Origin of the sequence: Flavobacterium geliluteum, assembly GCF_017948595.1 — a bacterium.
In the GTDB taxonomy this organism is placed as follows: Bacteria; Bacteroidota; Bacteroidia; order Flavobacteriales; family Flavobacteriaceae; genus Flavobacterium; species Flavobacterium flavipigmentatum.
The window spans coordinates 55,598-81,999 of the sequence record NZ_JAGFBV010000009.1 but is presented as its reverse complement, the minus strand read 5'-3'; the positions used below and the strand labels follow the sequence as shown (position 1 = coordinate 81,999).

At 35.9% G+C, this 26,402-nt stretch carries 18 protein-coding genes; 12 read left to right on the top strand and 6 right to left on the bottom strand.

Features of this window, described 5'->3' with window-relative positions; translation table 11 throughout:
* Positions 1-6: 6 nt before the first annotated feature.
* The 5 genes from J3495_RS07530 to J3495_RS07510 all read right to left on the bottom strand — a co-directional run bounded on the left by J3495_RS07530 (position 7) and on the right by J3495_RS07510 (position 4,407).
* A complete protein-coding gene (locus tag J3495_RS07530) occupies positions 7-1,422 on the bottom strand; it encodes an amidohydrolase family protein (RefSeq protein WP_210665943.1) in 1,416 nt (471 codons plus the stop codon).
* 207 nt (positions 1,423-1,629) lie between these two features.
* The gene (locus J3495_RS07525) at positions 1,630-1,914 is read right to left on the bottom strand and encodes a GNAT family N-acetyltransferase (protein ID WP_210665942.1); all 285 of its coding nucleotides are present in this window, start codon (positions 1,912-1,914) and stop codon (positions 1,630-1,632) included.
* A gap of 6 nt (positions 1,915-1,920) precedes the next feature.
* The gene (locus J3495_RS07520) at positions 1,921-2,316 is read right to left on the bottom strand and encodes an OsmC family protein (RefSeq protein WP_210665941.1); all 396 of its coding nucleotides are present in this window, start codon (positions 2,314-2,316) and stop codon (positions 1,921-1,923) included.
* A 3-nt stretch (positions 2,317-2,319) separates the two neighbouring features.
* Positions 2,320-3,201, bottom strand: a complete 882-nt coding sequence (locus tag J3495_RS07515; RefSeq protein ID WP_210665940.1) for a pirin family protein — start codon at positions 3,199-3,201, stop codon at positions 2,320-2,322.
* Positions 3,202-3,306: 105 nt separating this feature from the next.
* Positions 3,307-4,407 (bottom strand): DNA alkylation repair protein, encoded by a 1,101-nt coding sequence (locus J3495_RS07510; RefSeq protein WP_210665939.1) that lies wholly within the window; start codon positions 4,405-4,407, stop codon positions 3,307-3,309.
* Positions 4,408-4,563: 156 nt separating this feature from the next.
* Between J3495_RS07510 and nadC the strand changes: the two genes are divergently transcribed.
* From nadC to priA, 5 genes are all read left to right on the top strand, one after another.
* Positions 4,564-5,421 carry a carboxylating nicotinate-nucleotide diphosphorylase gene (nadC, locus tag J3495_RS07505; RefSeq protein ID WP_210665938.1) on the top strand — a complete coding sequence of 286 codons (858 nt, stop codon included), beginning with the start codon at positions 4,564-4,566 and terminating at the stop codon, positions 5,419-5,421.
* Between the two features lie 78 nt (positions 5,422-5,499).
* The gene (locus J3495_RS07500) at positions 5,500-6,426 is read left to right on the top strand and encodes a YihY/virulence factor BrkB family protein (protein WP_210665937.1); all 927 of its coding nucleotides are present in this window, start codon (positions 5,500-5,502) and stop codon (positions 6,424-6,426) included.
* A gap of 1 nt (position 6,427) precedes the next feature.
* Positions 6,428-6,859: a DUF2147 domain-containing protein gene (locus J3495_RS07495; RefSeq protein ID WP_210665936.1), complete on the top strand. Its 432-nt coding sequence runs from the start codon at positions 6,428-6,430 to the stop codon at positions 6,857-6,859.
* A gap of 3 nt (positions 6,860-6,862) precedes the next feature.
* A complete protein-coding gene (gene bla-B1-FLAV / locus J3495_RS07490) occupies positions 6,863-7,615 on the top strand; it encodes a subclass B1 metallo-beta-lactamase (RefSeq protein WP_210665935.1) in 753 nt (250 codons plus the stop codon).
* A gap of 19 nt (positions 7,616-7,634) precedes the next feature.
* On the top strand, positions 7,635-10,085 hold the full coding sequence (priA, locus tag J3495_RS07485) for a replication restart helicase PriA (RefSeq protein ID WP_210665934.1): 2,451 nt from the start codon (positions 7,635-7,637) through the stop codon (positions 10,083-10,085).
* 3 nt (positions 10,086-10,088) lie between these two features.
* On the opposite strand, the gene J3495_RS07480 is transcribed toward priA, so the two are convergent.
* On the bottom strand, positions 10,089-10,787 hold the full coding sequence (locus J3495_RS07480) for a LytR/AlgR family response regulator transcription factor (RefSeq protein WP_210665933.1): 699 nt from the start codon (positions 10,785-10,787) through the stop codon (positions 10,089-10,091).
* A 179-nt stretch (positions 10,788-10,966) separates the two neighbouring features.
* On the opposite strand from J3495_RS07480, the gene rpsF reads away from it, so the two are divergent.
* The 7 genes from rpsF to J3495_RS07445 all read left to right on the top strand — a co-directional run bounded on the left by rpsF (position 10,967) and on the right by J3495_RS07445 (position 26,402).
* Entirely contained in the window at positions 10,967-11,308 is a 342-nt protein-coding gene (gene rpsF / locus J3495_RS07475; protein WP_007810575.1) for a 30S ribosomal protein S6, read from the top strand.
* 5 nt (positions 11,309-11,313) lie between these two features.
* Positions 11,314-11,610: a 30S ribosomal protein S18 gene (gene rpsR / locus J3495_RS07470; RefSeq protein ID WP_002987043.1), complete on the top strand. Its 297-nt coding sequence runs from the start codon at positions 11,314-11,316 to the stop codon at positions 11,608-11,610.
* Between the two features lie 66 nt (positions 11,611-11,676).
* The gene (rplI, locus tag J3495_RS07465; protein ID WP_210665932.1) at positions 11,677-12,117 is read left to right on the top strand and encodes a 50S ribosomal protein L9; all 441 of its coding nucleotides are present in this window, start codon (positions 11,677-11,679) and stop codon (positions 12,115-12,117) included.
* A 101-nt stretch (positions 12,118-12,218) separates the two neighbouring features.
* Positions 12,219-15,389 carry a TonB-dependent receptor gene (locus J3495_RS07460; RefSeq protein WP_210665931.1) on the top strand — a complete coding sequence of 1,057 codons (3,171 nt, stop codon included), beginning with the start codon at positions 12,219-12,221 and terminating at the stop codon, positions 15,387-15,389.
* A 102-nt stretch (positions 15,390-15,491) separates the two neighbouring features.
* Positions 15,492-15,965 (top strand): DUF6495 family protein, encoded by a 474-nt coding sequence (locus J3495_RS07455; RefSeq protein WP_210665930.1) that lies wholly within the window; start codon positions 15,492-15,494, stop codon positions 15,963-15,965.
* A gap of 1,255 nt (positions 15,966-17,220) precedes the next feature.
* On the top strand, positions 17,221-25,425 hold the full coding sequence (locus J3495_RS07450) for an Ig-like domain-containing protein (RefSeq protein WP_210665929.1): 8,205 nt from the start codon (positions 17,221-17,223) through the stop codon (positions 25,423-25,425).
* A 44-nt stretch (positions 25,426-25,469) separates the two neighbouring features.
* Positions 25,470-26,402 carry a PorP/SprF family type IX secretion system membrane protein gene (locus J3495_RS07445; RefSeq protein ID WP_210665928.1) on the top strand — a complete coding sequence of 311 codons (933 nt, stop codon included), beginning with the start codon at positions 25,470-25,472 and terminating at the stop codon, positions 26,400-26,402.

Genomic DNA, 26,402 nt, shown 5'->3' with positions numbered 1-26,402 from the left:
AAATATTTAATTCTTCGAAAATTGATTTTCAAAAGTTTTGAATCTTGCATCCAAATTCTTAAGTAATTGTTTTTTTACAGCTTCATCTTGAATAAAACTGTAGTTGATACTGTTATAAACATATTGTTTGATGGTGGCATACGAAACATCAGGATATCTTTTGGCAAGTAAAACATATTGTTCGGTCATGTTGGTGCGTAAAATTCCTGCATCGTCAGTACTAATTACGATGGGTACGTTAAATTCTTTGTAAAGTGTAAATGGATGACGTCCTTCTTTTACTTTTAAAATAAATTCGTTACTAGCCAAATTAATCTCGATCGGAATAGTATTTTTTGCCATATAGCGCAACAAATCATAAGAGTTTGCTTCGTATGCAATGTCTACTCCGTGTCCGATTCTGTTGGCACCCGCTATATAAATAGCATCGTTTATATGCCAGGTTAGATCTTCTGGTTGTACCAATCCTAAAGTGAGTTCGCCAGCGTGAAGCGTATATTTTACAGCAGGAAATTTAGTATGACAATATTTAAACATCATCATGTGCAGCCAGTAGTCCTTCATAGAAGTATCGCCATGTTCTGGAGAAACGATGTTGACACCCGCCACCAATTTGCTGCTGTTTGCCGAAATAAATGCAATAGTCAGGTTTTTGAACAAATCAACCGGATTCATGAAACGAAGAACAAAATTTTGATAGCGCATGGTAAAACGGTCATCGTCTATTTTTAAATCGTTGTGTAGTTTTGCGATGAAATTGGTATTAAAATCCTCAGCATATTTTTTGGCCTCTTTTTTCTGAATTGATTGATACAATTCGTCTAAAAGTTGTAGCACGGCTTTCTCATCTTTTACTGCTGCCGCTTCGTGCAATTTTACATTAAAAACACTTAAATCATCCACTTTCATATCACACGGAATCGTTGACAGTTGTGTTTCGATATAACTGACATTTTCTGTAAGCGCTCGTTTTTTTAATTCAACCAAACCTTCTGCAAAATGACCGGCAATAGTGGTTTCAAATTTAAGAAAGGAATCAAAAAATAAATCATCAGAAGGTACAGAACCATTATAATCTTTAGCAGACCAGGTTTGCATGATTTGTTGTTTGTAAAAGTCTAATTTTCCATTGTTTTTAAGTGAAGAAAAAGTCTCCCAATTGCCTTTTGAAGCTTTTGTTTTGGCGACTTCCATCGTTTCTGTATTCAGGTAAAAATCTTCTGCAATAGCTCTTTCCAAAAGAGGTTCTGCATAAACTGATCCCGAAAAATGATGGTGTAAATCGCCGCCTTTTGGCATTTGTTGAAAGAAAGCTGTTAAGAGAGCTTCGTTATTTCTGATTTTTTCTAAATAATTTTCAGCTGATTGAGAAAAGCCGATTTGTGCTATAAAAAAACAGAAAAGTGTAATTATCCTTGACATACTCTAAGTTTAAATTACATGCAAATATATGACTTTTGGAGGAGATTAAAAAATTTGATTTTCGTGATATTTTTTTTAACGCAAAGAACGCAAGATTTTTTATCTGCAGACTTAATACAAACGTAAAGTTCGCAAAGCTTTACCTATAAAACTTTGCGAACCTTGTGTAATTTTTTGTGTGCTTTGCGGTAAAAAAAACTTAGATCCTTAAGAAAAAAGTACATCATGAATCTCTGGTGTCTTATCAAAAACACTTTTGGCAAAAGGACAAAGCGGAAGGATTTTTATATTTTTTTCTCGTGCATATTCTACAGCTGCCATAACCATTTTTTTACCAACACCTTTTCCGTTAAATGCTTCATTTACTTCGGTATGATCAATGATAAATTTGGTGTCACCTGCCCATGTATAGGTCATTTTTCCGGCTTGTTTCCCTTCTTCTAGAGCTTCAAAATAGCCTTTTCTTCCGTCGTTTGTTTGTTCTATTTTCATGATAAATTATATTAAAGTGGTTTTAATTTCGATTGAATGTGTCAATGTTTTATGAATCGGACAGCTGTTGGCAATAGTTTCCAGACGTTGTTTTTGTGTGGTGTCAATTTCTCCAATAACCTCAATTTTTCTGGTAAATTGTGCTACGTTTCGCTCGGTATCTCTTTCAAAATCTACTTTAATCGAAATTTCAGACACATCCCATTGTTTGCGATTGATGTACATTCGTAGCGTAATCAGCGTGCAGGAAGCCAGTGAGGCAGCCAAAAGTTCGGTAGGGTTAAAGCCTAAATTTTTGCCACCCATTTCTTGAGGTTCATCGGCAATTATAACATTATCGCTGGAAGATTTTATTTCGGTGCGATACAAGCGTGTATCGATTGTTGCGGATATCGTTTGCATAAATTATTTGATTTTTGGTTCAGGTAAAGGGACAAATTCGGTTTCGCCCGGCACTTTTGGGAAAGTCTGTTCAGTCCAGTCTTTTTTTGCTTTTTCTATTAGATTTTTATCCGAAGAGACAAAATTCCAAAAGATAAAATGTTCTTCAGGAAAAGGTGTTCCTCCAAAAATATATACAGTCGTATTTTCCGCCAATTCAAACTCACACAAAGTGCTGTCGTTGGTAATTAGAATTTGTTTTGGATCGTACACATGATCGCCACTTTTGATGCTTCCTTCGAGTATGTACAAGCCACTTTCTCCAAATAAATGGTTTCCGATGTTTATTTTTTGCGCTTTTGTACTTTTAATTTCGATAAAATACAAAGGACTATACACTGGAACAGGTGATTTTTTGCCAAAAGCTTCACCCGCAATAAGTTTGTATGAGACGCCATCTGCTTCCCAATTTGGTATTTCGTCTGCTTCGATATGTGCAAAATTAGGTTCCATTTGCTCTAAGTCTTTCGGTAATGCAACCCAAATTTGCAGTCCGTGAAGCATTTTATCAGAATGTCTGAGGTATTCGGGCGTTCTCTCAGAATGTACGATTCCTTTTCCTGCTGTCATCCAGTTTACGGCGCCCGGTTTTATCTCAAGTTCTGTTCCTAAACTATCGCGGTGCATGATACTTCCTTCAAACAAAAAAGTTAGTGTCGAAAGGCCAATATGTGGATGAGGAGGCACATCCATGTTCTGATATTCATTAAGATGTGCAGGTCCCATGTGATCGATAAAAACAAATGGTCCAACCGCTCTTTTTTCGCGAAAAGGCAATAGTCTGCCGACCATAAAATTGCCAATATTGGCAGAACGTTCTTCGATTATTAAACTGATATTTGACATAGTAATGGTTTTTGTTTTAACAAAATTAGTTTGCCAACATCAATAGTCGGCTTAATTTAGATTAAGAAAAGCTTTTTTTGTTATTGTTTTATAAAAGTAGGAAAATTAATTGATCAACTCAAATTCCAAAACATCACTTTCGGTACCGTTGATGATGATCGAAAGCTGATGCATACCCGTATGAAAAACGCGAGTCGTAATAACTTTGAAAGATTGTTTCCTTTCTACTTTAATTATTTGATTGGGCGAATAACTCTTCTCACTAATTTTAAAGACTTTTTTGGCCAGATGACCCTTTGCTTTTTTATAATGGATAGCGTATTCTAAACGAACGTTTTTGGCTTCGTTATTTTTATTATTTAATTGAAATTGAAATTCCAGATAACTCCCGATTTTTACTACTGGCGTTTTAATTTCGAAAGAGGAAAGTGCAATATTAGTACTTTCTAAACCATAATGACTTAATATTTCGGGATGTCCCTGTTTTAGCAAAGTCCTGCAACCGTGTTTGATAATACCATCGGTTTCTTTGCTGATTCCGCGCCATTTTTTTGCTATTTCGAGCACAGTTTGAGCATTATCTTTGGCAATATCATTCAGGCTATTAGCAACGCTTCTGCGCACGTATTCTGAGGAATCGTTTTTTAGATTTTCTAAGATTGGCAGTATAGAAGCGGGATCTTTCTTCAGGAACGGAATCGCCATTGCCCACGGCAACCTAGGACGGCTTCCTTCGCTGGCCAGTCGGCGTACATGATGGTTTTCATGCAAGGACCATTGCACCATTTCGTCAATCATTTTTTCTTTGTATTTAAGAATAAAAGGACGAACAGCAAATTCGCAACTGATAAATTGAGTGATAGAAACAAAGGCTTTCGCCGAAGTTTTAAAATCGTCTAAGCCATACATTTCGATATAATCGGCAAAGAATATAAAAGCCAGATTGCCGTCTGTAAACTTGTTTTTCTTTAAGTTTTGAATGATTTTATCGATCAGTAAAACGGCTTCTGAGAAACTTTCGGGCATAAATTGATGCAAAACTACTGTTGTATGCTTCATTCGGTCTTTCCATTCTTTTTGAGCAAAATCGTCTTGGTAAATCGTATCGATAAATTGCTGTTTATCAAATGTTGGATGAATTTCGGCTACAGCCTGACCGAATTTTTCGTAAAAAGTAACCGAGTAAATGTCTTTTATTAATGCCATGATTTTGATAAGATGAGGATCAAAGATATTTAATGTTCCTTTAATTTATTATAATTAAGGACAAGAAGTTTTAGTCATATTTTTCGATTTTCGAAGAAGCGAAACTTTCAAATAGACAAAATTTATCCTACTTTAGCACCTCATAAAACTAAAAAAATGATTAGCGAAGAACAATTTCAATCCGAATTAAAACTGTTAATTAGCAATGCAATTCGAGAAGATGTGGGTACAGGCGATTACAGTTCGCTGGCTTGTATTCCTGAATTGGCAAATGGGCAAGCTAAATTGTTAGTAAAAGATCAGGGAATTATTGCCGGTGTTACAATGGCCAGAATGATTTTTGAATATGTAGATCCTTTACTGAGAGTAAAAACTTTTATAGAAGATGGTGAAGAGGTGCATTATGGAGATGTAGTTTTTGAAGTTTCGGGAAGTTCGCAATCGATCTTGAAAGCAGAACGAGTAGTCTTGAACACGATGCAGCGTATGTCTGCGATTGCGACCAAAACACATCAATATACTAAGCTTTTGGAAGGGACAGGAGCAAAAATTTTGGATACACGTAAAACAACACCCAACTTTAGAGTGGCCGAAAAATGGGCGGTAAAGATTGGTGGCGGCGAGAATCATCGATTTGCACTTTATGATATGGTGATGCTAAAAGACAATCATATTGATTTTGCGGGAGGTATTACACGTGCCATTGCAACGACAAAAGACTATTTGAAAGATAATAATCTGGATTTGAAAATTATTGTAGAAGCCAGAAATTTGGATGAAATTCGTGAAATTCTCCAAAGCGAAGGTGTGCATAGGATATTAATTGATAATTTTAATTATGAAGATACAAAAACAGCTGTTGCTTTGATTGGAAAGCAATGCCAAACAGAATCTTCAGGAAATATTAACGAAAAAACCATTCGCGAATATGCGTTATGTGGTGTCAATTATATTTCTTCGGGTGCTTTGACGCACTCTGTTTACAACATGGATTTGAGTTTGAAAGCTTTTTAGTGACGTGAGTTACGGGAATTTATACTCTGTGTTTTTATTCTAATCTAAAACCTGAATTTTAAAATCTAAAATAAAATTATGTCGCAAGAAATAGAAGCTCGGATTGAAAAAATCCCTGTTGTTCGAAATTTAGTTCGGCTTTTAAAGAAGATAAAATTCCCTTCGCTGGAAGGGTTTTCGTTGTACGATTTGCTCGAAATGTACATCATTGGAATTATTGAGGGCGCATTTTCGTATCATGCGAGTGCCGTTTCCTTCAGTTTTTTTATGGCTTTGTTTCCTTTTACTTTATTTATTTTAAATTTAATTCCGTACATACCTATAGAAGGATTTCAGGCAGATTTTTTACAGTTTGTGCAGCAAGGAGTTCCTCCAAATACCTATGATGCGATTAATAAAATCATTAGTGATATTTTAAATAATAGTCATTCGGGACTCTTATCCTCGGGTTTTTTGCTTTCTATTTTTTTGATGGCCAATGGTATTAACGGAATTTTAAGTGGCTTTGAATCCTCTAAACATGTCTTTGATAAACGAGGTTTTTTTAGTCAATATTTAGCGGCACTTGCTATTTCGCTGGTAATGACATTAATATTGTTTGTAACAGTAGCAACGATCGTTGTTTTTGAGGTGATAATTCAGAAAACTATCATTCAGGATGTGTTAAGTGATCAAATTCCGCTGATCATTTTGAGTAGGTATTTGTTTATTTTACTGATGATTTTGGTAACGTCTTCGCTATTATTGCGTTACGGTACAAAACAATATAACAAAGTACCTTTTATTAGTATTGGATCGGTTTTTACGACCATATTAATTGTTATATCTTCGTTCTTTTTTGGAATTTGGGTTATAAAATTTTCAAAATACAACGAACTTTATGGTTCTATTGGCACATTATTAATTCTAATGTTTTATATTTGGATTAACTGTATGATTCTGCTTTTGGGATTTGAATTGAATGCCTCAATCAGAAAATTAAAACAAAAAAACAAAAAAAAATAGTATGAGAAATTGGATGTTAACGATTGGAGTTGTTTTTCTGGCTCTAAACACAATGCAGAGTCAGAGTGTTATTGGAAAATGGAAAACAATTGATGACGAAACAGGTGAAGTAAAATCAGTTGTAGAAATTTATGAAAAATCTGGAAAGGTGTACGGTAAAGTGGTAGAAATACTAAGAGCCAGTCATAAAAAAGATTTATGTACAAAATGTGATGGTGCAGAAAAAAACAAACCAATTTTAGGAATGATCATTATAAACGGACTCAAAAAAGATGATGATGAGTACAACGGAGGTACTATTCTGGATCCGACCAACGGTAAAAAATACAAATGTTACATCACTTTAGAATCTGCCGATAAATTGAAACTTCGCGGTTATGTTGGAGTAGCCCTTATGGGAAGAACGCAATATTGGACTCGAGTAAAAAACTAAAATATGCAAAAAGTAGCATCGATAGTTTTATTTTTAGTAGGGTTATCAAATGCTTTTGGACAATCTAAAAATAACGCATTGCAAATAAGTCATCTTACGGGTGACTTTTATGTTTATAAAACATTTCATGATTACAAAGGAAATCTGATTTCTGCCAATGCCATGTATCTTGTTACAGAAAAAGGGGTTGTGCTTTTTGATGCGCCTTGGGATGAAACGCAATTTCAGCCTTTGCTGGACAGCATAAAAGCGAAACATCATAAAGAAGTTGTGATGTGTTTTGGTACTCATTCACATGACGACAGATCGGGTGGTTTTGGTTTTTATAAACAAAAGGGGATAAAAACATATAGCATCCAACTTACGGATCAAATTCTTGAAAAAGAAGGAAAAAACAGAGCCGAATTTGTTATTCCGAATGATACTACTTTTACTGTTGGGCAGCATACTTTTCAAGTATATTATCCTGGTAAAGGTCATGCTCCGGACAATATTGTAGTTTGGTTTGACAAAGAAAAAGTGATGTACGGAGGCTGTTTTATAAAAAGTGCCGAAGCAAAAGATTTAGGTTATTTAGGTGATGCCGATGCTAAGGAATGGAAGAAATCGATAAAAAAAGTGCTAGCTAAATTTAAAAGTCCCGTTTATATAATTCCTGGGCATGATGATTGGACTAGTACAGACTCTTTGTATCATACTTTAAAATTGGTAGAGAAATATTTGGCGGAAAAAGCTTCTGGCAGAAAGAAATCTTAATATATAGTTTAAAAATCACATGTTTTTTGTCGAAGTTATTTTACCGCTTTCACTAGCCAAAACCTTTACGTACCGTGTTTCTGAGGCCGAATTTCATTTTATAAAAAAAGGAATGCGCGTCGCCGTACCTTTTGGAAAAAGTAAAATCTACACCGCTTTGGTACTGGACATGCATCAAAATGCCCCAAGTTTATATGAAGCCAAAGAGATTCATCAAATTTTAGATGAAAAACCAATTGCTACCGAAATACAGATCAAACACTGGCTTTGGGTGGCTAACTATTATATGTGTGGCATTGGCGATGTGTATCGAGGTGCTTTTCCGACAGGATTATTATTAGAAAATGAAACCATTATTTCGCACAAAACAGATGTTTTTGTTGATAAAAACGAACTCTCAAATGATGAGTTTCTTGTCTACGAAGCCTTGCAGCAACAGAGTTCATTAAAAGTTCAGGATATTATTTCGATATTAAATAAGAAAAATATTTTTCCGATTCTTCAAACCATGATAGCCAAAAATATCATTGTTTTAGAAGATGAAATCAAAGAAAATTACAAACCCAAACTCATTCGATATGTAAAATTGCACGAGAAATATGAGTCGGATGAAGGTTTAGGGCAATTACTTGAAATTCTGAAAGGAGCCAACAAACAAAAAGAAATCGTTCTGACTTATTTTCAGTTGAGCGCTTCTGAGAAGAAACCCATTACGGTAAAGAAATTGGTAGAAACGTCACAATCTACTCCTACGATTGTAAAAGCTTTGATCGAAAAAGAGGTTTTTGAAGAGTATTTTCTGCAGCACGATAGAGTTTCTTTTGCCGGAAAAGCTTCAGAAAAACAATTGCAATTGAGTGATGCGCAGGAAGAAGCTTTTAATCAAATAAAAGAAAATTTTGCTAAAAAAGAAGTGTGTTTACTTCATGGCGTAACGTCCAGCGGAAAGACTGAAATTTATATAAAACTAATTGAAGAATACCTTCAAACAGGCAAACAAGTCCTGTATTTGCTGCCTGAAATTGCGCTTACAACACAATTGGTGTCACGTTTGCGACATTATTTTGGCGATAAAGTAGCCGTTTTTCATTCGAAATATAGTAATAATGAAAGAGTAGAAGTGTGGAGACAGACGTTGGAAAACGCAGAAAAAGCTCAGATTGTGATAGGAGCAAGGTCGGCGTTGTTTTTGCCTTTCGCCCATTTAGGCCTCTTGATTGTTGACGAAGAGCACGAGCAGACTTTTAAGCAGACCGATCCTGCACCAAGATACCACGCCCGTGATGCCGCGGTTGTATTGGCTAATTTTCATGGAGCCAAAGTGCTTTTGGGTTCGGCAACACCAAGTATCGAAACGTATTTTAATACCCAAACTGAAAAATATGGGTTGGTAACCCTTTTTGAACGTTATAATAATGTGCGAATGCCCGAAATTGTTCTTGTCGATTTGAAAGACAAACATTTTAGAAAAAGAATGACGGGACATTTTAGTGATCTTTTAATCGAAGAAGTGGCAGAAGCGCTGTCTTTAGGTGAGCAGGTTATTTTGTTTCAGAACAGAAGAGGTTACTCACCTATTATAGAGTGTATGACTTGTGGTCATGTGCCGCATTGCCAACAATGCGATGTGAGTCTCACTTTTCATAAACATAAAAACCAACTGCGATGCCATTATTGTGGTTACTCTATTGCCAAACCAACGCACTGCCATAGTTGTTCGAGTATTGATTTGACAACAAAAGGCTTCGGAACCGAGCAAATAGAGCAAGAACTAATGACGCTTTTTCCAAAAGCCAAAACAGGTCGGATGGATCAGGACACTACTCGCGGAAAGTTTGGTTTTGAGAAAATAATTGATGCTTTTAAAAATAGAGAAATTGATATTTTGGTAGGAACGCAAATGTTAGCCAAAGGTTTGGATTTTGATAATGTGAGCCTCGTGGGTATCATGAATGCAGATAATATGCTGCACCATCCCGATTTTAGGGCTTTTGAACGTAGTTTTCAGATGATGACACAGGTGGCAGGAAGAGCGGGGCGGTCAGAAAAACAAGGAAAAGTCGTTATTCAAACCTATAATCCAAATCATAATACGATTCAGCAAGTTACAACCCATAATTATATAGCTATGTATAAGGAGCAATTGTATGATCGTCAGATTTACAAATACCCGCCTTATTTTAGAATTATAAAACTGACGTTGAAACACCGTGATTTTGATAAATTAAAAGAAGGTTCGATGTGGTTGTATCAGGTTTTAAGTCAAAATTTGAAAATGCCTGTTTTAGGTCCGGAAGAACCGGCGATTAGTAGAATCAGAAATGAATATATTAGAACAATTTTGATTAAGATTCCGCAAAACGAGCCATTGGGAAACACAAAAAAAACTATTCAGAAAATGCTGAATAGTTTTGAGGCTGTTGCTCACTACAGAGCAATAAAAGTTGCGGTAAACGTTGATTTTTATTAACGCCTACGGAGTTGCAGATAGAGCTTTTACCAAATCTTCTTTTTTGTTTCGGCTTAAAGGAATTTTGGTAATTCCAATTTCTGCAAATTTACTATTAAAGCGTTCTACCTTATCGATATTAATTATATAGGACTTGTGTACCCTGATAAATTTGTCTCTTGATAAATCATTTTCAAAAGATTTCATTGTCGAAAGTACCAGATTGCTGTCATCTTCAGTCACTACCCGCACGTAATCGCCAAAAGCTTCAATCCATTTTATTTTTGAGGTAAAAATTTTGAGTTTTTTTAGATTACTTTTAATAAAAATATGATCACCTTCTTCTTCTTTTATATCTTTTTTAAGGATATGCAAGTCGAGCGCTCTCTTTACAGAAGCATTAAAACGTTCTACAGATAATGGTTTTTGCAGATAATCTGTGGCATCATAATCAAATGCTTTTAAGGCATATTCTGCTTTAGAAGTGATAAAAATAATTTGCGGTTTTGTTTTTAACCCGTCAAGGAAGTCAAATCCGTTAATAACGGGCATTTCTATATCTAGGAAAATTAAGTCAATATTATTTAGAGAGATACAGCTTTTTGCTTCAATTGCATTCGAAAAGTCCCCGATTAAATGCAAACCAGGGTGATTATTTGCTAATTTAGCAATAATTGTCCGCTGTATAGAACTGTCATCAACGACAACACAGTTTAGTTTCATAACATTTAAAAATTTAGAATAAATTCAGGATAGCTTAGTAAATGTATTATATTTTTAATAATAAAACTAAAATACAGCTATGTTTTTCGCTTTACAACGAATAAAGATAAAAAAGTGTTGTATATTTAAATTTAATCCTTACTTTTGCACCCAATTTTAACAAATAAATAATTGTATTTATGAATCATTATGAAACTGTTTTCATTTTAAATCCCGTTTTATCTGAGGTTCAGGTGAAGGAAACAGTAACGAAATTTGAAGAATTTCTTACTAGTAGAGGAGCTGAAATGGTATCGAAAGAGGATTGGGGTCTGAAAAAAATGGCCTACGAAATCCAGAACAAAAAAAGTGGTTTTTATCACTTATTCGAATTCAAAGTAGCTGGAGAAGTTCTAATTGCTTTTGAAACTGAATTTAGACGTGACGAGAGAGTTATGCGTTTCTTGACTGTAAGTTTAGACAAACATGCTATTTCATGGGCTGAAAGAAGAAGAGCCAAATTAAAATCTACTAAAGCTTAATTATTATGTCTACAATAGAGCAATCTGCAAAAGGAAAAAAAGACGGGGATATTAGATATCTTACGCCTTTAAATATTGAAACTAACAAAACTAAAAAGTATTGTCGTTTCAAAAAATCAGGTATCAAATATATCGATTATAAAGATGCTGATTTTTTATTGAAATTTGTTAATGAGCAAGGAAAAATTCTTCCTCGTCGTTTAACAGGGACTTCATTAAAATACCAAAGAAAAGTGTCTGTAGCTGTAAAAAGAGCGCGTCACTTGGCTTTAATGCCATACGTGGCCGATTTATTAAAATAATATTAAAAACAAAGTTGTTGGTTTCCCGTCAAAGGAACCTAACTTCTCAAATATAAGGACAACAACATGGAACTTATTTTAAAACAAGACGTACAAAACTTAGGTTTTAAAGATGATGTAGTATCAGTAAAAGCTGGTTACGGTCGTAACTTTTTAATTCCTCAGGGATTCGCACAATTAGCTACACCTTCTGCAAAGAAAGTTTTGGCTGAAAACCTAAAACAAAGAGCTCACAAAGAAGCTAAAGTGGTTGCTGATGCAAAAGCAGTAGCAGAAAGCTTAAAAGCTTTGGAAATAAAACTTACTGCAAAAGCAGGTGGAGAGAAACTTTTTGGTTCTATAACAAACATCGATATTGCAGAAGCTTTAGAGAAATCAGGTAACGTTATTGATAGAAAATTCATTACTAGTGGTATCGTAAAACGTACAGGAAAATATACTGCAAGCATCCGTTTACACAGAGATGTTATCGTAGAATTGCCTTACGAGATTATCGCTGAAAAATAATATTCTGTTAACATTTTGTTAATAAAATATAAAAATCACTCTTCGGAGTGATTTTTTTTTGCCTAATTTTGAGCGAAATAACTCATTCAAAATTAAGGAAAATGAAAAAAATCTTTACATTATTGTTGTGTGTCTGTAGCTTTATATTCGTTACTGCGCAGACAACGACTTCGAGCATTAAGGGAATTGTAAAAAGCTCAGGAAATGAACTTCTGCCGGGTGCTACCATTCTGGCAATCCATACTCCTACAGGAACTAAATATTCTGGACTTTCTAATGAGGATGGAAGGTTTAGTATTTTGAATATGAGAATTGGAGGTCCTTATAAAATAGTAGTAAGTTTTGTAGGATATCAAAATCAGGAATACAACGATGTGTATCTTGATTTGGGAAAAGTATTTAATTTGGATGTTCTTCTGGCCGATGAAAGTCAGGCTCTAGAAGAGGTAAAAGTGGTTTCTAAAAACAAAGTCTTTCAAAGCGGAAGAACCGGTGCAGAAACTACAATTGGCCGAAGAGAATTGACTTCGTTGCCTACTATTTCGAGATCTGCAGAAGATTTTACACGTTTAGAGCCAACGGCAAGTGGCGGTTCTTTTGGTGGTCGAAATGATCAATACAATAATTATTCTTTAAATGGTGCGGTCTTTAATAATCCGTTTGGGTTAGATGCGGCGACTCCTGGTGGACAAACTGGTGCGCAGCCTATTTCTCTGGATGCAATTGAGCAAATTCAGGTAGCAACTGCTCCATATGATGTTACTTTGTCAGGTTTTACAGGAGCTTCTGTGAATGCGGTAACCAAGTCGGGTACGAATGAATTTCACGGTACAGCGTATGCTTTTTATAGAAATCAGGATTTAACGGGAAGCAAAATAAAAGGTGAGAAAATATTTGTACCTTCTTTAGAGCAAACTCAGGCTGGTTTTAGTTTAGGTGCTCCTATTATTAAAGATAAATTATTTGTTTTTGGAAATTTCGAAATTGATAAAAGAAGTGATTTAGGTTCTAATTTTGGAGCAAACAACAATGATGGTGTAGCGGGAATAAACGAATCCAGAGTTTTAGAGTCGGATTTGATTGCTGTTTCTAATGCTTTGGCAAATTTGGGTTACAATACTGGTGCTTACCAAGGTTTTAAGCATGAATCTAATTCGAGTAAAGGAATCATAAAATTAGACTGGAATATTAATGACAATCATAAGCTTGCGGTAATATATAACTTTCTTGATTCTTCAAAAGACAAACCGGCTCATCCAACGGCTTTAGGTTTTAGAGGTCCAAATGCTTCTATTCTTCAGTTTCAGAATTCAGGTTACCAGATCAACAACAAATTGAGTTCGTTTTTATTGGAGTTGAATTCTAAGTTTAGCGAATCGGTATCGAATAAATTACAAGCAGGATATACCCATTTTGACGATTACAGAGTACCGTTTTCAGTTCCTGCTCCTGTTATTAATATTCAGGACGGATCAGGTGCCAATTACATTATTGCGGGACATGAGCCCTTTTCTATCAATAATACTTTAGATCAAAAAGTATTTCAGATTACAGATAATTTAACGTATACTCTTGGTAAACATGCTTTTACTTTTGGAACTTCATTTGAAAAATTTCAGTTTAAAAACTCTTTTAACTTAGGAGGTTACGATAATTTTGGAAACCCAAATGGTTACGCCGGTACTTTCTTTACGCCTTACTCTAATGTTCAGGCATTTTTGGATGACGCAGCAAGACCTTTCGCCTCAAGTATTATTGCGCAAAATTTGCAATACGCACAAGATACTTACAATTCAAAAAGTCAATTTACAGTAGGAAGCGATGGCGGATGGAAACTGGCAGAACTTAATGTTGGCCAGCTGGCATTTTATGCACAGGATGATATTAGCGTAAGCGATCATTTTAAGTTATCACTAGGTCTGCGTGTTGATAAGCCTTTGTATTTTGATACAGCAGATTTAATTCAAAAATATATAGATACTGACAATGGTGGTGCAGGAAGAGATAATACCGTAGATTATTTTGATCCAAAAACGGGACAGGCTACAAAATTAATTTCTACAGATTTGCCAAGCGACAGATTGCTTTGGTCTCCAAGAATCGGATTTAATTGGGATGTAAAAGGAGATGCTACTTCGCAGCTTCGTGGTGGTTCAGGAATTTTTACAGGTAGGATTCCATTTGTGTGGTTAGGAAATCAAGTAAGTGGTGCCGATGATAGTTTTTTTCAGATCATGGATCCTGATTATAAATGGCCGCAAGTCTGGAGAACGAGTTTGGGTTACGATCATAGATTTGAAAGTAATTATATTGTGACTTTTGATATGTCTTATAATAAGGATATCAATGGAGTGCAAGTACAAAACTGGGGATTAAAAGCGCCAACAGGAACTTTAGCCGGAGCTGACAACAGATTGATTTATACAGCAGGTGACAAAGGTGCAAATAATGCGTATGTAATGACAAACTCTGATAAAGGAAGTGCTTTTAATGCTTCGGTAAAAGTGCAAAAATCCTTCGATAACGGATTGTATGCAAGTTTGGCTTATAACTACATGAAATCTCAAGACGTTAACTCTATTGAAGCCGAAATTACAGGAGATGCTTTTGCGTTTAATCCTGCTTTAGGAAATGTAAATAATGCAGTACTTTCTAATTCTAAATATGGAGATAATCACCGTTTTATTGGGGTTGCTTCAAAAAAATGGAAATATGGCAAAGACAAATGGGCTACTACAGTTTCTACTTTCTTTGAATATGCACAAGGAGGACGATTTAATTATACTTACGGAGGAGATATCAACAATGATGGTTCTGCGGTAAACGATTTAATTTATGTACCTACAACGGCAGAAATTGGTCAAATGACTTTTACAGGAGCTGGTCAAGGCGAAGCTTTTGATAAATTTATTAGTCAGGATAAATATCTAAGAGATAGAAGAGGCGAATATGTAGAGCGTTATGGTGCTATTGCGCCTTGGAGAGGAAGATGGGATTTGAAATTATTGCAAGATTATAACTTTAAAGTATCATCTGCTTCAGAGAAAAAAAATACGATTCAGTTTAGTATTGATGTTTTAAATATTGGGAATTTATTAAATTCAGATTGGGGATTGGTTCAGAATCCTACAAGTGTACAGCCTATAGGAGTTTCGGTTGTTGGTAATACCCCAACGTATACTTTTACGAATACACAGACCAAAACGTTTAATTATGATGCTAGTCTAGCGTCAAGGTGGCAAGCGCAATTTGGTATTAGATATATTTTCTAGTCAAATAAAAAATGTATTAAATTTGCCCTCTCGTTGGAGAGGGCTTTTTTTATGATTTTAATTTACCTCTTTTAACAAACTATAATATTCAAAAAAGAAACAATGAAATACGCGAGATTAACAAAAGAGCAATTTGATGAATTACATGCTGAATTTACCAACTTTTTAGCCACACAAGCGATCGATAAAGCAGAGTGGGACTCGATAAAGCAGAACAAGCCAGAAGTTGCAGAGCAGGAATTGGATGTTTTTTCAGATTTGATTTGGGAAGGCGTTTTATCTAGAGCAGAATATTTAGAACATTTTTCTAAAAATCACATTTTTTTGTTTCAATGTTTCGAAACACATGTTCAATCAATTGTTTTAAAAGCATTGGTTCCAGAAACAGATTTTCTAACCAAAGAAGGGTTGCAATGGCTAAGTGATAATATGTTTACGGAAAATATTGAGATGAAAGTGGGTAAAAAAGTATTTACTGAAGACAGAAACCTATCGATCTTCGAATTGATACAGCAAGGTGCTTTCTTGACTGATGGTCAGTTATTTAAACAGATTAATACGATAATAGAATCATAATATCTACCAATTACATCATTAAAAAATTAAAGCAGGTAATTTCTTATAATTACTTGTTTTTTTTGTTTTAATTTTAACAATTGTTTAATTTTAATTTTTTTAAAATTATTAGACTCCACTATTTTTATTATTATTTAATCGCTCTTTTTTTATTAAATTCATATTTTTAAAATTTATTTTGTAATTGTTTAACTTAACAAAATTTTCAAATTATAACACTTTACTATGATGCCTAATTGTAGTATAATATAGCTTTTTATTTATTTATTATAAGTAATTACTTATATTAAATACTAAAATGATATTTTTTTATTTTGTGTTAGTGAAATTAATGAAAGTCAAAAGCTCCTTATTTTATTAGGTTTTTTAAAAATATAATCTATTTCTGTCAGTTTTTTTTGTGTAATAATTTGAAATATTATGAATTAGATATTTGCTAGTTTTAAAAAAAGGTTGTAATTTTAATCAACAAAAGTTAAAGCAATTATATGCTTTTGTACAAAAACAAATGTAGAAATAAGCATTATAGCTTATTGTTGGTAAATGAAATTGAAAATTGTTTTTTAGGCATTTAACTTGTATTTAAACATGATGGTTTTTTAATCAGTTTTTCGTTTTTCAAGAACAATTAATAGTATGCTTATGAATCTAATAATTACTTTTTTTAATCAGATCACACGGAGTGTTTATTTTATTTCTTTAGTTCCAACTTTTATTTTGGAGTGGGGCAAAGAAGAGCACTCGTTTTTAAATTTCCAACCAAACTTATTGAAAGCTTTTTTTAATAGGTTGCATCCTAAACCCAGTAGTACTTGTTGATCATTTGGGAGTTGTAATTAACAACTTTCCCGATGATTTGTTATTTGTTTTCTAATCAACTACAAATAACTCCTGAGCAAAAAGTTTATGATATTGTTTTTAAAGAATTCCCCAATTCTACTATAATTTTAGATTTTCTTTTTTAGAAAATACAATCCCACACAAATCTCTCCTGTCTGGAAAATTGAGTACTTCAAGTTTCCGTTTTTAAAATTTGCCTTGTTTGAAAAAATAAGGTTGATAGAATTTTATGTTTTATTCAGAACCAAACAACATGAATTTATTTTGAGCTTTTAATCGAGTTCTAATGGACTTATTATGAAGTAGCTAATCATAACGAGTTCCAATTATTTGATTATTAGTGTTTTAAAATTGAATAGGTCTTTTGGCTTATCTCAACAGGTATTTTATTGTCCATTTTCTAATCTTCCAAATTATGAGAAATTATCTAAAAATCAATAATCTTAACTTCCAGAAAAGATTATTCAGACTATTGTTTTTTTTACTTTTATGTACGAATGCCGTGGCACAAAATGTTTGCAGACCTATATCTCAAACAAACAGTGAGGGCGGAATTTTATGTATTGGCTTAAATGTAGACAATCCTAACAATGCATTCGATGTGGATGCAGGTTTAAGCACCTATGCCACGCTAAATAATGCGATAGGCGTGGGGTGTTTTGTTCAGGAAACATTAACTTTTAATCAAACTGCAAAAGCGGGTGACCAAGTAGTATTTTATATTGGTACCGGCAATGGTTTATTAGATCTAAGTTTACTTTCTAATGTTTCAGTGCAAGCAAGGTTATCCGGGACAGATGTAGGTCCAAGAGTAGCATTAAACAGTCCGCTTTTGAATCTCGATTTGCTCAATGGTAATACTATTGCAATGATTAAATATACACTCCCAGCCGATGCCAATCAAATTCAGATTAGAGTAGGAGGCCTTCTAAGTTTATTAGTAAGTTTACGTTTGTATGATGTGCGTTTAGATTTTGCAAAACCTACCATAAGCGGAGGTTTGAATCAAACAATATGTTCAGGAAATGCCGTAACGCTTACCGCGACGCCAGCTGCCAATACTACCATATCTTGGTACAGTTCAGCAGTTTCTACAACTCCATTGGCTACAACAAATAGTTTTACGACTCCTACATTGACAGCTAATACCGCTTATTACATAGGGGTTTCACGACTTGCAGGTTGTGAGGGTAACGAACGTTTGCCTGTTGTAATCAATGTGTCAAATCCTATCGCACCTGCTATTAGTAGCTCAGGAACCTCAATTTGTACGAGTGGTACAAACCAACAGACTACATTATCAGTTATTAATCCGGTTCTTGGAACTACATATGGATGGTTTTCTACCGCAAGTGGTGGGGTTGCTCTCGCAAGCGGAACTAGTTATTCGCCAACAGTTCCTGTTGGAGTAACCAATTTTTATGTAGAAGCTTCTATCGGCAGTTGCGTAAGTCCTTCTCGTACTCAGGTAACAGTAATCGCTACACCAATTCCGGCTGCAGCAACAGTACTAACGCAAAGTGTAACCATACAATCAGGCCAAAATGCAACTTTGAGTGCAATGACAACTGAACCAAATGTTACTTTAAACTGGTTTGATGTACCAACAGGAGGCGTTGCTATTGCAAGTAATACGTCATCCTTTGCAACACCCATCTTAACAGCTTCAAAAACTTATTATGTAGAAGCAGAAAGTGCTGCAGGAAATTGTTTAAGCACTGTAAGAGTACCCGTAACAGTTACCGTAATACCATCGCCATTAGGCACTTGTCTTGAGGCAAGCAGTCAGCAGACTTTTGCTAACGGATTGTGTTTGTTGTGTGGAGTTGCAAACTCTAATTTTTCTGTAGATGGAAATATAGCTACTGCAACACGACTTTCTGTCCCAGTAGGATTGGTAAACGCATACATTCAGCAAACGTTACAATTTAATAATCCGGGTAGAGCAGGTGACATTATTGATGTTGAAATGGAACTACCTGCCGGAGTATTGGATGTAGGACTCTTGGATTATATTTCTTTGGCCACTTATAATAGCGCTACTTTTAATAATGATCGAGTTTCAATTAATAATTTATTGAATGTTCAGTTGCTAGGAGGAAACAGATTTCGAGCAAGTATTGTAGCAGGAGCAGCCTTTGATCGTGTTGAAGTACGGTTGGGAGGCGTAGCAAGTGTGCTTACAAGTTTAGATATTTACAATGCTTCTTATCGTTACAAAGCACCATCCATCACAGGAAACACAACAATTTGCAGCGGTCAGACTACTACTTTAACAGCAGCTCTTGGTGTTGGAGAAACAGTAGCATGGTACGATGCCAGTACCGGAGGCACTTTATTAGCCAGTACAGCCAGTTATACCACGCCAGTTCTTACCGGTGCCACTACTTATTATGTACAACTTACCAGAAATGGTTGTGTAAATAGCGAAAGAACTTCCGTACAAGTGAATGTAAACAATCCTATTGCACCAACAATTGCTGCTACAGGAACCATTATTTGTGCCGGTAATGCCACTACTTTAACCATAACAAATCCGGTAACAGGAACAGATTACAGATGGTATGATGCTGTAATTGGGGGCACTTTATTAGCTACAGGTAATTCTTTTACAACTCCGATTTTAACGATTAATACAAGTTATTATGTAGAAGCAGGAATAGGCACTTGTACAAGTACAGGCCAAACTCAGGTAGCTGTTACCGTAAATCCATTGCCGACAGCTCCAACAGTGGCTTCGGCAAATGTCACAATTCAATCAGGTCAAAGTGCTTTATTGATGGTTTCGAATCCTGAAGCAGGAGTAACTTACGAATGGTTTGATGCTTCAAACGATCAAAGCAAATTTGTTGGTACAGCATACCAAACAGATCCTTTAACAGCAAATGCGTCTTATTATATTATTGCAACAAATACGGCGTCAGGATGTATAAATCCGGTAAGAACTACTGTAAATGTTATTGTAAATAAGCCCCTTACGGGATGTTTGAGAGGCAATGCTGTAACTACAACTTACGATGGTATTTTATGTGTATTGTGTGCTGTAAACTCTCCAAATAATTCTGTAGATACAGATATTGATTCGGCAGCTTCACTGTCAATTCCGCTTGGACTTGGACAGGATATTTTTCAAGAAATTGATTTTACAAATTCAGGTTTACAAGGAGATATTATCGAAGTTGAATTGGGAGTTCCGGGAGGTTTATTAGATATTTCACTTCTTTCGAATATTACTTTACAAAGTTATAACGGAGCAAGCAATAATCCTGATCTAACGGCTGTTAATAATCCGCTTTTAAATATTCAATTGCTAGGCGGAAATCGTTTTAGAGCGAGTTTTGCCGCTGGAGGAGATTTTACAGGTGTTAGAGTTACCCTTGGCGGATTGCTAACGGCCTTGGCCCGTCTGGATATTTATAACGCTTCTTATCGTTATAAAGAGGCCGTTATTGCAGGAAATACAACAATTTGCGAGGGAAATACAACCACTTTAACAGCATCTTCCTCGGTAGGTACAGAAACATTTCTTTGGTACGCAACCCCAAACGGATTGACGCCACTAGATGCAGTACCTTCTTCTACTTATACAACGCCGGTATTAACAGCGACCACAAATTATTATTTAGAGGCAACACGTGGTACTTGTGCCAACAGTGTTCGTCAGATAGTAACGGTTACTGTTTTACCAAAATCTGTGGCTGCCGATGTTATAATTAATAGTCCGCTTATAGCTTCATGTACAGGCGAGATTACTTTGGCGCCATCATCAGCTTTAGCTGGAGCACAATTTAAATACTATGCAAATCCGGACAAAACAGGTGAAATCACAACAGGTATAAACGGTGCAACTGGCGCTTTGACCATTACAGGCCTTACAGCGTTAGGAAGTCCTTATACCTATTATATTTCGGTTTCTAATGCTTTGCAATGCGAAAATGAGGCAAGCACTTTAAAAGAAGTTGTTGTTAATTTTCCGGCAGTGACTACTTTTAATGTTACTGCAACTTTAGCAGGTTGTGATAAAGCCAATTTAAAGGATGCTATTCAAAATATAGACAATTCAGGAAGTACGATTTATACTTTTTTTGATGCTTCAAATAATCCAATAACAGTTGATGCTGCTTCAAATATTACTATTTCAGGTGATTATTATATTCAGGCTCAGGGTAGTATTGGAAACTGTTCTTCTGATAGAAAATTAGTAACAGTTACGATCAGTCCATCACCAACTTTGGTTGTGGCAGATCCGGTTACAGTGGCGCCAAATGCAGGTCCTATCGCTTTAGCAGCGACTTCAAACGGAACTTTATCATGGTTTGATCCTCAAGGAAATCCATTGCCTGCTAATCCGTCAGTTACTTTGACAACGCCGGGAATTTATGCATACACCGTTGTAGCAACACTTGGAAATTGTTCTAAAACTGGTACTTTCTTCATAAATGTTATAGATCCAAATACTTGTCAGTCATTAACAGAAAGAGTTTATGCTAATAGCCAAAGCTCGGGTTCAATAGTAACGGGTACGGTATCAAACGGAAGTAATGCTATCGACGGAGATGTTAAAACATTTTCGACCATTACTACAGGACTTGGTCTTTTAGGGATTGGTACTACGTGGCAAAATTTGCAGTGGTCAGCACCTGTTGCGCAAGGAACTCCGGTAACTGTAAAATTAGGTTCGGAATATAGCGGAGTTGCTTTGGCTGAAAATTTATCTGTAGTTGGATTTAGAAATGGAGTTCAAATAGGGAATTTTCAGTCGGTTTCTGGTTCTTTATTGAATGTATTAGCTGGAGATAATTCATTCGAATTTACCTTTGTTCCTGCGGATGCAACCGGGCCGAAAGAGTATGATGAGATTAGAATTCAATCTTCATCACTTTTAAGCGTAGCTCAAAATACTAAAGTTTATGAGGCATATTATTCCAGACAAGTTACGACTGTTACTTGTACTCCGGGCGATATAAAAGATGTTTTTTATGGAGCAACTGACTTAGGTGTAGGAGTAGCAACTGCCACCGTGGGAGTTAGTGATGCATGGAATGTCGCAGATGGAGATGCTTCCAGCTACGCGACCATGTATAGTGGTGCTGGTATTCTGGCAGCTGCAGATCTAACAGTATTGTTTAAAACGCCTTCTATTGCTTCGGATACGCTTAGAATAGTAGTTTCTAAACCGGCTGTTCTTTTGACTGCGGGCGTACTTACGGGATTAACTATTCAACGTTTTTTAGGTAATGTTCCCGTGGGAGCTCCTATTGATAATACCAGCAGTATTTTAGAAGTAAAATTATTAAACGGAGGTTTATCATCTGCGGTTGTAGTTTTTTCTCAGCCAGAGGCTTATGATAAAGTTAGAATTCGTTTTGGAGGAGTTGCTGGTGTATTAGACTTTTTGCGAGTACACACGGTAGAACGCTTGGCCAATACAAAAGTGATAGGAAGCGACATCAATAATAAAGTAATTGTTTGTCCGGGAACGCCTATTACACTTTCGATACCCGAAGAAAATTGTGCAAAATATGCCTGGTATGATTCGGCAATGGGTGGTAATCAAATTACTACCGGAGTTTCTTATACCTTACCGGCAGGCATACCCGCAGGGATTTACAGATTTTACATCCAGTCGATTAGATACGATTGCGAGAATTTGGCCAGAGGAGAAGTTATTGTAGAAGTAAAAGCGACCGCACCACAAGGAGCGATAGCCAATATAACTTTAAATGGCGGAACAGATACAACAATCTGCTCTTCTACAGGGTCAGTTACTTTGCAGACTGCTGTAACCGGAACCCCAGCTTTGACAAATCCTGTATATTACTGGTATCAGTTTAATGGAACGACAAGTCAACTAATCGTGGGTGAAACGTCCAATCAATTATTACTAACGGGTTTAACACCTGGAACTTATACTTATTACGTAGGAGTTAGTTCAGATGAGTTTTGTGAGACTGCACCGGCAGATAGAAAATCGGTAACGTTTACGATTTTACCTGAGTCAAAAGCAACAGACATTCAGTTAAATAATGCATCTGTTTGTTCGAATGTGCCAGCATCATTAACACCAACTACTACTTTAACAAATCCTGTTTTTACATGGTATTTAGATAATAATAAAACACAGCCTGTTACCAACGGAGTACCTGCAGGAGTTACGTATACGATAAGTCCAACAGGAGTTTTGACGGTTACAGGATTAACAAAAGCATTGTCTCCTATATCGTATTATGTGGCTGTTTCCAGCGATACCAGTTGCGAAAATCTGGCAGGAGATCTTAAAGTAGGAACCATTATTGTTACAGATCCGGATACTCCAACAACTACCAGCAATCCGCAAAGTTTTTGTACCGTAGATGCGCCAACATTTGCAAGTATTCAGGTAAACGAGAGCAATGTGGTTTGGTATGCGACACCAACAGGAGGAGCAGAGATTCCGTTGACAACGCTTTTAACCAGCGGAACTTACTACGGAGCAATTAGAGATTCAGCTACAGGTTGTGAAAGCTCTGTGCGTTTGCAAGTTGCGATCACTGTAACCAATCCGGGAACACCTTCAACGTTGAATGCTTCTCAAAGTTTTTGCGCAGTAGACAATCCTACATTTGCAAATATTCAGGTAAATCAAACTAATATTATTTGGTATGCCAATCCAACAGGAGGAACTGCTATTGCTGTAACAACTGCTTTAACGACAGGTGTGTATTATGCCGCAATCAAAGATGCAGTAACAGGATGCGAAAGTGCCACAAGATTGCAAATTACAATTACTGTTACCGATCCAGGAACACCTTCTACATCCAATGCTTCTCAAAGTTTCTGTTCTGCAAATATGCCAACATTTGCGAGCATTCAGGTAAACCAAACCAACATAGTATGGTATGCAACCCCAACAGGAGGAACGGCTATCGCAGCAACAACTGCTTTAACTACCGGAGTATATTATGCTGCGATTAAAGATGCTGTTACAGGATGTGAAAGTGTAATAAGATTGCAAATTACTGTTACGGTAAGCAATCCTGCAACACCAACCACTACAGATAATACACAAGAATTTTGTAGTAGTAACGCACCAACTGTAGCTAACATTCAGGTAAATGAGTCAAATGTAGTATGGTACAGTGCACCAACAGGAGGTACAGCACTACCTGTAACAACAGCTTTGACTAACGGAATCTATTATGGAGCCATAAGTCAGGGAGTTGGTTGCGAAAGTACTACAAGACTACAAGTGACCGTAACGATAAATACTCCTGGTGTAACACCAACTACAAATGCTACAACTCAAAACTTTTGTAGTATTAGTACACCAACCGTAGCTAATATTCAGGTAAATGAGTCAAATGTAGTTTGGTACAGTACCCCAACAGGCGGAACGGTGCTGCCAGCAACAACACCTTTGGTTAGCGGTTTGTATTATGGAGCAATTTCAAATACAGCAGGGTGTGAGAATTCCGTAAGATTAGTAGTGACGGTAAATGTTAATATACCTGGTGTAATAACAACACCAAACACAACTCAGAACTTTTGTTTATCTGCAGTACCAACAATAGCCAGTTTAGTGGTAAACGAAACAAATGTGGTTTGGTACAGTACACCAATAGGAGGAACTCCATTAGCTACTAATACACCACTTATTGCTACTACCTATTATGCATCGGCTGCTATCAATGCAACTAATGGTTGCGAAAGCGCTACACGTCTGGCAATAGTAGTTGGTTTTGTAAATGATGCTTCGGTACCCATTACTGCAAGTGATGATACACCATGTGTTTTCCAAGGGGTAACTTATTCTATTGCAAACGGAAAATCAAATTATGTATGGTCTGTTACAAACGGAACTATTACTTCAGGAGGAGGAAGCAATGATGGAAATGTAACGATTTCATGGCCATTTGTTGGTCCGGGAAAAGTTGAGGTAACTTACACAAACACCTGTGATGAGACAACAACAAAATCATTAGATGTAACAGTAGCAACTTGTTCAGATCTTACTATAACCAATACCGTTAGCAATCCTACACCCAATTTTGGTGAGGAAGTAGTCTTTACAATAACAGTAAATAACGTGGGTCAGGGTACTATTCTTAATACGCTTGTAAGCGAATTAATACCAAGCGGATATAGTTTTGTATCGGCTACCACTTCTGCAGGGGTATACGATACCGGAACGCAGGTTTGGACAATCCCAACTTTAAATGGAGGAGAAAGCCAAACGTTACAAGTGAGAGTTATTGTATTGCCAACAGGTAATTACTTAAATGTAGCTACCATAGAAATTTCAACTCCGTTAGATGTTGACCCTACAAATAATTCAGCTTCAGCATCTGTACAGCCAATTTGTCTAACCGTTTATAATGAGTTTACACCCAATAATGACGGAGCAAATGATCTGTTTAGAATTGATTGTATCGAATCATATCCAAACAACGAACTGAAAGTTTTTAACAGATGGGGAGCTTTAGTATATAGTAAAGTAAATTATGAAAATGATTGGAACGGTACTGCAAATGTATCTGGAACTATCAGTAGAGGAGATCTGTTGCCAACAGGTACTTATTTTTATGTGATAGATATTGGAAACGGGACGATTAAAAAAGGATGGTTATCTATTATGAGATAATAACCTTGCGATCATTGAATTAATTTAACTAAATAAGTATCGTTATGAAACTATATATAAAATCATTAGCAACATATTTTGTATCAATATGTTCTTTTATCACGGTTGGTGCTCATGCACAGCAAGACCCTCAGTATACTCAGTATATGTACAATACAATGTCTGTAAATCCTGCTTATGCGGGATCTACAGGAGGTTTAGAGGCAACACTTTTACACCGCTCTCAATGGGTGGGTATTTCGGGTGCGCCGCAAACGCAATCCTTTTCTATTCAATCGCCACTCCAAAACGAAAAAATCGGATTAGGATTGAGTATCGTAAATGATAAAATAGGACCTTCAAATGAAGTGTATCTTGACGGAAACTTTTCATATTCATTGCCTTTAGGATACGAAAAAAGATTAGCGTTTGGTCTTAAAGCAGGTTTTAGAATGCTCGATGTAGATTGGTCAAAAGGAAAGTTTTACGATCCTAATGATGTTCTGCTGAATCAGAATATTAACAATCAGATCAATTTGGCTATCGGTGCCGGAGTTTATTATTATACCGAAAAATGGTATTTAGGACTTTCGATACCTAGCTTTATTCGAAACTCTTATTATGATGATGTACAAGAGTCGGTTAATTACGACAGACTTCATTATTATTTTATGGGAGGTTATGTTTTTGATTTGAATTCTAATTTAAAATTCAAACCCGCCTTTTTAGTAAAAGCAGTGACTGGTGCTCCAGTCATTGCTGATGTTTCTGCAAATTTTATGATTGCCGAAAAATTTGTAATAGGAGCTTCTTACAGAACAGATGAATCTGTGAGCGCGCTTGCAGGCTTTCAATTTTCGAGAAATTTCTATCTTGGATATTCCTTCGATTATACGATAAGCCAATTAAACAAATACAATGATGGTTCGCACGAAATCATCCTTCGTTATCAGTTTAACAAAGATCAAAGCAAAATTAAATCTCCTCGATTCTTCTAA

What these genes read in the sequence shown, in the direction of transcription:
- J3495_RS07455 (WP_210665930.1), top strand. Translation starts at nt 15,492, where the DNA reads ATGAAATACGCGAGATTAACAAAAGAGCAATTTGATGAATTACATGCT.
- priA (WP_210665934.1), top strand. Translation starts at nt 7,635, where the DNA reads ATGTTTTTTGTCGAAGTTATTTTACCGCTTTCACTAGCCAAAACCTTT.
- J3495_RS07515 (WP_210665940.1), bottom strand. Translation starts at nt 3,201, where the DNA reads ATGTCAAATATCAGTTTAATAATCGAAGAACGTTCTGCCAATATTGGC.
- nadC (WP_210665938.1), top strand. Translation starts at nt 4,564, where the DNA reads ATGATTAGCGAAGAACAATTTCAATCCGAATTAAAACTGTTAATTAGC.
- J3495_RS07480 (WP_210665933.1), bottom strand. Translation starts at nt 10,787, where the DNA reads ATGAAACTAAACTGTGTTGTCGTTGATGACAGTTCTATACAGCGGACA.
- J3495_RS07445 (WP_210665928.1), top strand. Translation starts at nt 25,470, where the DNA reads ATGAAACTATATATAAAATCATTAGCAACATATTTTGTATCAATATGT.
- J3495_RS07510 (WP_210665939.1), bottom strand. Translation starts at nt 4,407, where the DNA reads ATGGCATTAATAAAAGACATTTACTCGGTTACTTTTTACGAAAAATTC.
- bla-B1-FLAV (WP_210665935.1), top strand. Translation starts at nt 6,863, where the DNA reads ATGCAAAAAGTAGCATCGATAGTTTTATTTTTAGTAGGGTTATCAAAT.
- J3495_RS07520 (WP_210665941.1), bottom strand. Translation starts at nt 2,316, where the DNA reads ATGCAAACGATATCCGCAACAATCGATACACGCTTGTATCGCACCGAA.
- rpsR (WP_002987043.1), top strand. Translation starts at nt 11,314, where the DNA reads ATGTCTACAATAGAGCAATCTGCAAAAGGAAAAAAAGACGGGGATATT.
- J3495_RS07495 (WP_210665936.1), top strand. Translation starts at nt 6,428, where the DNA reads ATGAGAAATTGGATGTTAACGATTGGAGTTGTTTTTCTGGCTCTAAAC.
- rplI (WP_210665932.1), top strand. Translation starts at nt 11,677, where the DNA reads ATGGAACTTATTTTAAAACAAGACGTACAAAACTTAGGTTTTAAAGAT.
- J3495_RS07525 (WP_210665942.1), bottom strand. Translation starts at nt 1,914, where the DNA reads ATGAAAATAGAACAAACAAACGACGGAAGAAAAGGCTATTTTGAAGCT.
- rpsF (WP_007810575.1), top strand. Translation starts at nt 10,967, where the DNA reads ATGAATCATTATGAAACTGTTTTCATTTTAAATCCCGTTTTATCTGAG.
- J3495_RS07450 (WP_210665929.1), top strand. Translation starts at nt 17,221, where the DNA reads ATGAGAAATTATCTAAAAATCAATAATCTTAACTTCCAGAAAAGATTA.
- J3495_RS07460 (WP_210665931.1), top strand. Translation starts at nt 12,219, where the DNA reads ATGAAAAAAATCTTTACATTATTGTTGTGTGTCTGTAGCTTTATATTC.
- J3495_RS07500 (WP_210665937.1), top strand. Translation starts at nt 5,500, where the DNA reads ATGTCGCAAGAAATAGAAGCTCGGATTGAAAAAATCCCTGTTGTTCGA.
- J3495_RS07530 (WP_210665943.1), bottom strand. Translation starts at nt 1,422, where the DNA reads ATGTCAAGGATAATTACACTTTTCTGTTTTTTTATAGCACAAATCGGC.